At 74.2% G+C, this 8,964-nt stretch carries 8 protein-coding genes; 3 read left to right on the plus strand and 5 right to left on the minus strand.

Translation table 11 applies throughout. The annotated features are described in order from the left end of the window. Positions 1–7: 7 nt before the first annotated feature. Together AC3EUV_RS24610 and AC3EUV_RS24615 are read right to left on the minus strand one after the other, a co-directional pair. Entirely contained in the window at positions 8–391 is a 384-nt protein-coding gene (locus tag AC3EUV_RS24610) for a PPOX class F420-dependent oxidoreductase (protein WP_435603919.1), read from the minus strand. Positions 392–524: 133 nt separating this feature from the next. Beyond that, a complete protein-coding gene (locus AC3EUV_RS24615) occupies positions 525–1,745 on the minus strand; it encodes an ROK family protein (protein ID WP_432143244.1) in 1,221 nt (406 codons plus the stop codon). A gap of 17 nt (positions 1,746–1,762) precedes the next feature. Here AC3EUV_RS24615 and AC3EUV_RS24620 point away from each other — a divergent pair, with 17 nt between their 5' ends. Together AC3EUV_RS24620 and AC3EUV_RS24625 are read left to right on the plus strand one after the other, a co-directional pair. Continuing rightward, positions 1,763–2,992, plus strand: coding sequence for an MFS transporter (locus AC3EUV_RS24620; protein ID WP_435603920.1), 1,230 nt, complete (start codon positions 1,763–1,765; stop codon positions 2,990–2,992). A gap of 96 nt (positions 2,993–3,088) precedes the next feature. Continuing rightward, positions 3,089–3,850 carry a maleylpyruvate isomerase family mycothiol-dependent enzyme gene (locus AC3EUV_RS24625; protein ID WP_435603921.1) on the plus strand — a complete coding sequence of 254 codons (762 nt, stop codon included), beginning with the start codon at positions 3,089–3,091 and terminating at the stop codon, positions 3,848–3,850. A 65-nt stretch (positions 3,851–3,915) separates the two neighbouring features. Here the strand turns inward: AC3EUV_RS24625 and AC3EUV_RS24630 are convergent, their stop codons facing one another. The 3 genes from AC3EUV_RS24630 to AC3EUV_RS24640 form a co-directional block, all read right to left on the minus strand. Next, positions 3,916–4,581 (minus strand): response regulator, encoded by a 666-nt coding sequence (locus AC3EUV_RS24630; RefSeq protein WP_432143241.1) that lies wholly within the window; start codon positions 4,579–4,581, stop codon positions 3,916–3,918. Then, entirely contained in the window at positions 4,578–5,870 is a 1,293-nt protein-coding gene (locus AC3EUV_RS24635) for a sensor histidine kinase (RefSeq protein ID WP_435603923.1), read from the minus strand. Before AC3EUV_RS24635 ends, AC3EUV_RS24630 begins: the two co-directional genes overlap by 4 nt. Before the next feature lie 197 nt (positions 5,871–6,067). After that, the gene (locus AC3EUV_RS24640) at positions 6,068–7,273 is read right to left on the minus strand and encodes a geranylgeranyl reductase family protein (RefSeq protein WP_432143239.1); all 1,206 of its coding nucleotides are present in this window, start codon (positions 7,271–7,273) and stop codon (positions 6,068–6,070) included. Positions 7,274–7,447: 174 nt separating this feature from the next. Between AC3EUV_RS24640 and AC3EUV_RS24645 the strand changes: the two genes are divergently transcribed. Then, the gene (locus AC3EUV_RS24645) at positions 7,448–8,800 is read left to right on the plus strand and encodes a dipeptidase (RefSeq protein WP_435603924.1); all 1,353 of its coding nucleotides are present in this window, start codon (positions 7,448–7,450) and stop codon (positions 8,798–8,800) included. Positions 8,801–8,964: the final 164 nt, after the last annotated feature.

Raw genomic sequence — 8,964 nt, forward strand, 5'->3', positions numbered from 1 at the left:
CCGGCCACTACAGGGTGACCGAAATCCCCACATGCGGCCGCTTGCCGCCGCGCACCAGCGCGCCGACGACGTCCATCAGCCGGAACCGCAGCCCGTATTTGCGCGCCATCGCCTTGCGCACCCGGCCCAGCCCGGCCACCCCCTCCAGGAGCCGGCCGGTGCCCTCGACGGTCCGGGCGCCCTCGGCGATCCGGCCGCGCACATCGCACGGGGTGACGGTCACCCGCGGGTCATGCCGCAGCCGCTTCACCTTCCAGCTGTCGTCCCGCGTCCACACCAGGAGTTCGGCCCCCTCGGCCACCGCCCATACGGGGGTGGCGACCGGGGTCCCGCTCCGGCGGAAGGTGACCAGGCTGACGTACGGACTGCGCGCGACCGCTTCGGGAATCATGACCGCAGCCTACGGACTCCGCCGTCTTCCGCTGTGCCCCGGTGCCTGGCCCTGGCCCTGCCGCGGGGCACAGGCCGTGCCCAGCCGCCCTCAGCGGACCACGCTGCGCCCCGCGCCGCCCCGCGGACCGCCCCTACCGGTCGACGACGACCAGCGGATCGTCCAGCACCGGCTGCCAGGCCAGTTCGGCCGCGCCGACCAGGCTGTTGTGGTCGAGGCTGCACGGCAGGATCGGCACCCCGCCGCTGCGGCCCCACAGGCTGCGGTCGGCGACCACCGCGCGCAGCCGTTCCGGGTCGGCCTCCAGCAGGGCGCGGTGCAGTCCGCCGAGGACGATGCGGTCGGGGTTGAGGATGTTGACGAGGCCGGCGAGGCCCAGGCCGAGGCGGTCGATGAGGAGATCGGCGGCGGCACGGACGCCCGGATCGGCGTACTCGTTCCGCAGCAGATCGGCGGACTGCTGGAGCAGGGAGCCCTCGGGGCCCGGTTCGCGGCCCGCGGCGCCGAGGAAGGCGAGCGGGTCCGCCTCGACGTCCAGGCAGCCGCGGCTGCCGCAGTGGCAGGGGGCCCCTTCGGGGTGGACGGTCAGATGGCCGACTTCCAGCGCCAGGCCCGAACTGCCGCTGTGCAGACGGCCGTCGAGCACCAGCGCGCCGCCGACGCCCCGGTGCCCGGAGGCCACGCAGAGCAGGTCGCGGGCGCCGCGGCCGGCCCCGTGCCGGTGTTCGGCGAGCGCCATGAGATTGACATCGTTGCCGCTGAAGCCGATCTGCTCGGTGACGCCCGGGATGCCGGCGTCGGCGAGCGAGCGCAGGAAGAGCGCGCGTACGGGGGCGCCCCGAGGCCAGGCGAGATGCAGCGGGTTGAGGGCCTCGCCGTCGGGTTCGGCGACCGCGGAGGGCACCGCGAGGCCGGCGCCGAGGCAGCGCCGTCCGGTCTCGCGCAGCAGGTCGGCGCCGGCCGCGACGACATCGGCGAGCACATGCGCCGGGTCGGCGGGGATGGCGCCGCAGCCGGTCGAGGTCGCCACGATGCGGCCCCCGAGGCCGACCAGAGCGACCCGGAAACCGTCCGCGTGGATCTGCGCGGCGAGCACGACCGGTCCGCGCTCGGCGACGAACAGCCGGTGGGAGGGCCGCCCTTGCGAGCCGGCCGAGGCGGTCGGCCGGGAGTCGACGGTGATCAGGCCGAGCGCTTCGAGCTCGGCGGCCACCGCTCCCGCGGTCGCGCGGGTCACGCCGAGTTCGGAGGTCAGGACGGCGCGGGTGGGCGCGCGGCCGGTGTGTACGAGCTCCAGTGCGGGTCCGAGGGCGCCGCGGCCCCGCTCCAGCCTGGTTGTCCGAGTCTGGGTCACACCCCTATTCTGACTTTGTGCCGACGCTAAACAAAATGCGGAGGGTCCCCACACGGGAGCGAGGCTCCGTCCCCACCGGGCCGAGCCTGACCCGCACCCGTATCGCGCTCACCGCATTCTTCGCCATGGACGGCTTCCTCTTTGCCGGATGGGTCGTCCGGATCCCCGCGATCAAGGCGCAGGCCGGCGCCGGAGCGGGCGCCCTCGGGCTCGCCCTGCTCGGCGTGTCGGCCGGCGCGGTCGCCTTCATGATGATCGCCGGACGGCTCTGCCGGCGGTTCGGCAGCCCCCTGGTGACGGTCGCCGCCGCGGCTGCCCTGTCTCTGAGCATCGTGCTGCCGCCGCTCACCCGCTCCGCGACCGCACTGGGACTCGTCCTGCTGCTCTTCGGCGCCGCCTACGGCGCGCTCAACGTCGCGATGAACAGCGCCGCGGTCGCGCTCATCGGCGCCCTGCGGCGCCCCGTGATGCCGGGCTTCCACGCCGCCTTCAGCCTGGGCGGCATGCTCGGCGCGGGCCTCGGCGGACTGCTCGCGGGCGGGCTGTCCGCCACCGTCCATCTTCTGGTGCTCGCCCTGATCGGCCTGCTGGTGACGGCCGTCGCGGGGCGCGCGCTGGGCCGGCACCCGGTGCCGGAGGTCCCCGAGCGGCTGCCCGCGCCGGCGGACGACCCTTCGCGGAACGGCCGGACGGGCCGGGCGCGCCGTCTGGTGCTCGTGTTCGGGCTGATCGCCCTGTGCACCGCGTACGGCGAGGGGGCGATGGCCGACTGGGGCGCGCTGCACCTCTCCCAGGACCTGGACGCCGGGCCCGGTACGGCCGCCGCCGGATACGCGGTGTTCGCGCTGGCGATGGCCGTGGGGCGGCTGTCCGGAACGGCGGTCGTGCAGCGCTTCGGAGCGGCCCGGACGCTGATCGCGGGCGGCACGACGGCGACCGCGGGGATGCTGCTCGGCGCCCTCGCGCCCACGGCCTGGTGGGCCTGTGCCGGCTTCGCCGTCGCGGGCCTGGGCCTCGCCAACATCTTCCCCATCGCCCTGGCGCGGGCCGGCGAGACCGGCGGCCCGGACGGCGTCGCGGTGGCCTCCACGGTCGGCTACGGCGGCATGCTGCTCGGCCCGCCGGCCATCGGCTTCCTCGCCGAAGCCGTCGGGCTGCCCGCCGCGCTGACCACCCTCGCCCTGCTCGCCGCGCTCGCGGCGGGTATCGCCTGCGCCACCCGAGGGGCACAGACCGGGCGAACGTGACGCACCGGGGCGACCCCGGGCGCCGTCGCCCGCTGCGCGGTCGGCGTCCGGACCCGCGAGGGTTCGCTGTCAGTGGCGGCTGGCAGACTCGTGGGTATGGAGATCACTGAGTTCGTCGAAACGCTGCGACTGGACGGCGGCCTGCTCGCCGATGCCGCGCAGGAGGCGGGGCCGGATGCCCGGATTCCGGCCTGTCCCGACTGGCAGATGCGGGATCTGGTCACCCATGTCGGACGGGTGCACCGCTGGGCGACGGAGTTCGTGACGCAGGGCGTGCAGCAGCCCAGCCGTCCCCCCGAGGCCCCGGATCTGGCCGACGATGAGCTCGTTCCCTGGCTGCGCGAGGGCCACCACCACCTCGTCCTGGCGCTGCACTCCGCGCCGCAGGACCTGTCCGCCTGGACGTTCCTGCCCGCCCCGTCCCCCCTGGCGTTCTGGGCCCGCCGGCAGGCGCACGAGACCTCGGTGCACCGCGCGGACGCCCAGCAAGCGCTCGGCGCCTCCCTCACGCCCCTGCCGTCCGCCTTCGCCGCCGACGGCATCGATGAACTCCTGACGGGCTTTCACGCCCGCGACCGCAGCCGGCTCCGCACGGACGCCCCCCGTACGCTGCGGCTGCGGGCCGTGAACACCCCCGGCGCCGACTGGACCGTCCACCTCTCCGACGCCCCGCCGCAGACGGTGCGCACCGCCCCGGACGCCGACGGTCCGGACGCCGGAAAGCCGGCCGACTGCACGGTCGAGGGCCCGGCCGAGGAGCTGTATCTCGCGCTGTGGAACCGTCTGCCGTGGGACGCGCTGACCCTCACCGGCGATGAGACCCTGCCCCGGCTGTGGCAGGAGCGGGGCGGCGTCTGAGCTTCCGGGGCGGCGCGGCGGGCCGGCCGCTGGTCCGGCCCACGGCCATCGCCCCGCCTCCGGCCTCACCCCAGCCAGCCGGGCCGCACCAGCCCCGACTCATAGGCCAGCACGACCAGTTGGGCACGGTCGCGGGCGCCCAGTTTGACCATCGTGCGGCTGACATGCGTCTTGGCGGTGAGCGGGCTGACGACCAGCCGGCGGGCGATCTCCTCGTTGGACAGGCCGATGCCGACCAGCGCCATCACCTCGCGCTCCCGCTCGGTCAGTGCGGACAGCGCATCGGCCGCGGCCGGTTCCTTGGAGCGGGCCGCGAACTCGGCGATGAGGCGGCGGGTGACACCGGGCGAGAGCAGGGCGTCACCGGCGACGACCGCGCGCACGGCCCGTAGCAGCTCCTCCGGTTCGGTGTCCTTGACCAGAAAGCCGGAGGCTCCCGAGCGGATCGCCTCGAAGACGTACTCGTCCAGCTCGAAGGTGGTCAGCATGACGACCTTCACATCGGACAGCTGTGGGTCCCCGGTGATCCGGCGGGTGGCGACCAGGCCGTCCGCCACCGGCATCCGGATGTCCATCAGGACGATGTCCGGGCGGTGTTCGCGGACCGCGGCCAGCGCCTGCTGCCCGTCCGCGGCCTCGGCGACCACCTCGATATCGGGCTGGGCGTCCAGCAGCACCTTGAAGCCGGCCCGCACCAGCAGCTGATCGTCGGCGAGCAGTACCCGGATCACGACTCCTCCTCGGGGGCGGTGGGGGTCACCGTATCCGCCCCCTGGCCCGGGTCCGGAGTCCCCGTACCGGACAGCGGGATACGGGCCCGGACCCGGAAGCCGCCGTCCGGGCGCGGCCCCGCCTCGACGGTGCCGCCCAGCGCGGCGGCCCGCTCCCGCATCCCGATCAGTCCGTTGCCGCCGCCCGGCTCGCCCCCGCCGGCGGTCGCCGGGCCGTCGTCGTCGACCCGGATCTCCAGCGCTCCGGGAGTGTGGCGGAGCAGCACCCGGGCGGTACGGGAGCCGGAGTGGCGGACGATGTTGGTGAGCGCCTCCTGGACGATGCGGAACGCGGCGAGGTCGGTGCCGGGCGGCAGCGTGGCCGGGGTGCCCTCGGTGGTGATGTCCACGGTGAGCCCGGCGCTGCCGGCCTGCTCGGTGAGTTCGGGCAGCCGGTCCAGCCCGGGGGCCGGGGAGCGCGGCGCGTCGCCCGGCGTACGCAGGGTGTCGAGGACCTGACGGACCTCGCCGAGCGCTTCCTTGCTCGCGTCCTTGATGGTGGTCAGCGCGCTCCGCGCCTGCTCCGGGTCGCTGTCGAGCAGCGCCAGTCCCACGCCCGCCTGGACGTTGATGACGGAGATGCTGTGGGCCAGGACGTCATGCAGCTCGCGGGCGATCCGCAGCCGCTCCTCGTCCGCCCTGCGGCGTTCCGCGGCGGCCCGCTCGGCGTGGGCCCTCGCCAGCTGCTCCCGGCGCACCCGCACCAGCTCGGAGAGCGCCACCACGGCCACCACCCAGGCCGTGACCAGCAGTTCCTCGCCCCAGGGCGCGGGCCCGTCGTGCGGTGGCGGCAGCCACCTGTAGAGCCAGTGGGCGACCAGGACATGGCAGGCCCACACCCCGCCCAGCGCCCACCAGGCAACCTTGCGGTGTCCCGCGACGACCGCCGCGAAGGCCCCGAGGGCGAGAACGAGGAAGACCGGGCCGTACGGATAGCCGGCCGCGAGATAGGCGGCGGTGACGGTGGCCGTGCCGACGGCGACGGTGCGGGGGAAGCGGTGCCGGAACAGCAGCAGGGCACCGCCGAGGACCAGCAGCGCGCGCCCGAGGGAGTCCAGCGGGACGCGGTCCGGCTGACCGTGACCGGCGAAGCCGGAGCCGACCGTCACCACGAGCGTCACGACGAGGGTCGACAGCCAGGGCAGCCGGGTGCCGGGCCGCCCGCGCGGTTCCCCGGGCGGGGTCGCCAGCCACCGCTCCCACGCCGGGCCGACGGAGCGCCGCGCCCACGGCGGCCGTGCGTTCTCCATGCCGTCACGCTAGTCCGCGAGGGGGCCCGGCGGCGTCAGCCCGGCGCGGTGACCGGACGTACTCCTGCGGGAGTACGGCCCGCCCCACGTCGAGACCCTGGGGCGAGCGGCCCGCGGCCCCGCGCACCACGCGCGAACAGCCGGGCCCTCGCACCAGGACCGGGCGGCCCGCTCTCCAGGCACCCGGCCGCCCGGCCTCAGCCGCGGTCCATCGCCTCCAGCGCCCGACGCGCCACCGCATGCGTGCGCACGATCTCGGCCAGCGTCGTCGTCCCACGGGTGATCTTCGCAAAGGCCAGCCAGGCCGGGCGGAAGCCCGTGACCGCGGCATGCAGCAGACCGGGGCGGCGCGAGAAGACCTTGAGCATCTGACGGCCCACGCCCATCTCCACCCCGAGGCCCGCCTTGATGGCGAAGGCGTAATTGAGGGCCTGGCGACGGGCATCCACCGCGTCATGCGCCTCGGAGACCCGCACCGCCCACTCCCCCGCAAGCCGCCCGGACCGCAGCGCGAACGAGATGCCCTCCCGCGTCCACGGCTCCAGCAGCCCGGCCGCGTCACCGCACACCAGCACCCGGCCCCGGGACAGCGGGGAGTCATCGGCGCGGCAGCGCGTCAAATGCCCGGACGAGATACTCGGCTCGAAACCGGCCAGGCCCAGCCGCCCGATGAAGTCCTCCAGATAGCGCTTGGTCGCCGCGCCCTCGCCACGCGCGGAGATGACACCGACGGTGAGGGTGTCCCCCTTGGGGAAGACCCAGCCATAGCTGCCGGGGATCGGCCCCCAGTCGATGAGCACCCGCCCCGCCCAGTCCTCGGCGACCGGCGGCGGCACCGGGATCTCCGCCTCCAGCCCCAGATCGACCTGGTCGAGCTTGACCCCGACATGCGCTCCTATACGGCCCGCGCTGCCGTCCGCGCCGATCACCGAACGCGCCAGCACCACCTCGCCGTCGCCGAGCACCACCGCGACGGTCCGCCGGTCGGGCACCTCGGCACCGTGCTGCTCCACCCGGGAGACCGTGACGCCCGTACGGAGCGTCGCGCCCGCGTCCTTGGCCGACTCGACCAGCCGGGCGTCGAACTCGGGGCGGTTGATCAGCCCGAAGAGCATGTTCTTGGAACGGCGGGTGCGGGCCAGCCGGCCGTTCAGCGAGAACGTCACCGCATGCACCCGGTCGCGCAGCGGCAGATCGAAGCCCGGCGGGAGGGAGTCCCGGGAGGGTCCGATGATGCCGCCGCCGCAAGTCTTGTAGCGCGGGAGTTCCGCTTTCTCCAGGAGCAGGACGCGGCGTCCCGTACAGGCCGCGGCATGCGCGGCCGAGGCGCCCGCAGGCCCCGCGCCCACCACCACGACGTCCCACACCTGCTGGTTGTCCTCCGCTGCCCGCTCGCTGCTCACCTGTGCTTCTGCTCCCGTTCGATGCCTGGCTGCGTGTACCCCGCATCCTACGGGCCGCTGTTGCACAAGGGGCCTGTGGGAAGATCGGGTGACTGATGCCCGTACGTCCGGCCCGTCCGGCTCACGAGGCCGGACGGCCCGTACGCACAACGTCGTGCCCACAAGGAGCGTTCCATGCCTGACAGCCCGCTCGCACGCACCGTCGCCGCACTCCAGCCCCGCGCCAGGACCGAGCTGGCCGAGCTGGTGGCCTTCAAGTCGGTCGCGGATCCGGCCCAGTTCCCCAAGAGCGAGTGCGAGGCGGCCGCCAACTGGATCGTCGACACGCTGCGGGCGGACGGCTTCCAGGACGTGGCACTGCTGGACACCCCCGACGGCACCCAGTCCGTGTACGGCTTCCGCCCCGGCCCGCCCGGCGCTCCCACGGTCCTCCTGTACGCCCACTACGACGTGCAGCCCCCGCTGGACGAGACCGCCTGGATCTCCCCGCCCTTCGAGCTGACCGAGCGCGACGGCCGCTGGTACGGCCGCGGTGCCGCGGACTGCAAGGGCGGCCTGATCATGCATCTGACGGCGCTGCGCGCGCTCAAGGAACACGGCGGCATCCCGGTCAACGTCAAGGTGATCGTGGAGGGTTCGGAGGAACAGGGCACCGGCGGCCTGGAGCGGTACGCCGAGGCACACCCGGAACTGCTCGCCGCCGACGCCATCGTCATCGGCGACACCGGCAACTTCCGGGTCGGGCTGCCGACGGTGACCGCGACCCTGCGCGGCATGACCCTGGTCCGCGTCCAGGTCGACACCCTGGAAGGCAATCTGCACTCCGGCCAGTTCGGCGGCGCGGCCCCCGACGCGCTGGCGGCACTCATCCGCATCCTGGACTCGCTGCGCGCCGAGGACGGTTCGACGACGGTGACCGGCCTCGCCGCGGACGCCGCCTGGGACGGCCTCCAGTACCCGGAGGAGGACTTCCGCAAGGACGCCAAGATCCTGGACGGTGTCGGCCTGCTCGGCAACGGCACGATCGCCGACCGGATCTGGGCCCGCCCGGCCGTCACCGTACTCGGCATCGACTGCCCCCCGGTGATCGGCGCCACCCCGTCCGTACAGGCAGGCGCCCGGGCACTGGTCAGCCTGCGGGTCCCCCCGGGCACGGACGCGGCCGAGGCCACCAAGCTACTGGCCGCCCACCTGGAGGCCGCCGCTCCCTGGGGCGCACGGGTCGCGGTCGAACAGGTCGGCCAGGGCCAGGCGTTCCGCGCCGACACCACCAGCCCCGCGTACACCTCCATGGCCGAGGCCCTCCAAGAGGCCTACGACGGCGCCGAGATGCAGACCTCCGGCATGGGCGGCTCCATCCCCCTGTGCAACACGTTGGCTTCGCTCTACCCCGACGCAGAAATCCTCCTCATCGGCCTCAGCGAGCCGGAGGCCCAGATCCACGCGGTCAACGAGAGCGTGTCTCCGCAGGAGCTGGAACGACTGTCGTTGGCGGAGGCGATCTTCCTCCGGCGCGTTGGGGGTTAGTCCCACGTTTTTGTCTTTCCCGCCCGTTCGCTGCGCTTTGCCTTTGGCCCGCGTTTTTGGCGTTCCCGCCGTGGTGGTTGCTCGCCGTTGCGCCTGCGGCGGGCCGGGTGGTTGTTGGGTGCGGTGACGGGCCTCCGGGGCCTGGTGTGTGGACTGCTTCGCTT

The organism is Streptomyces sp. bgisy130, from assembly GCF_057708345.1.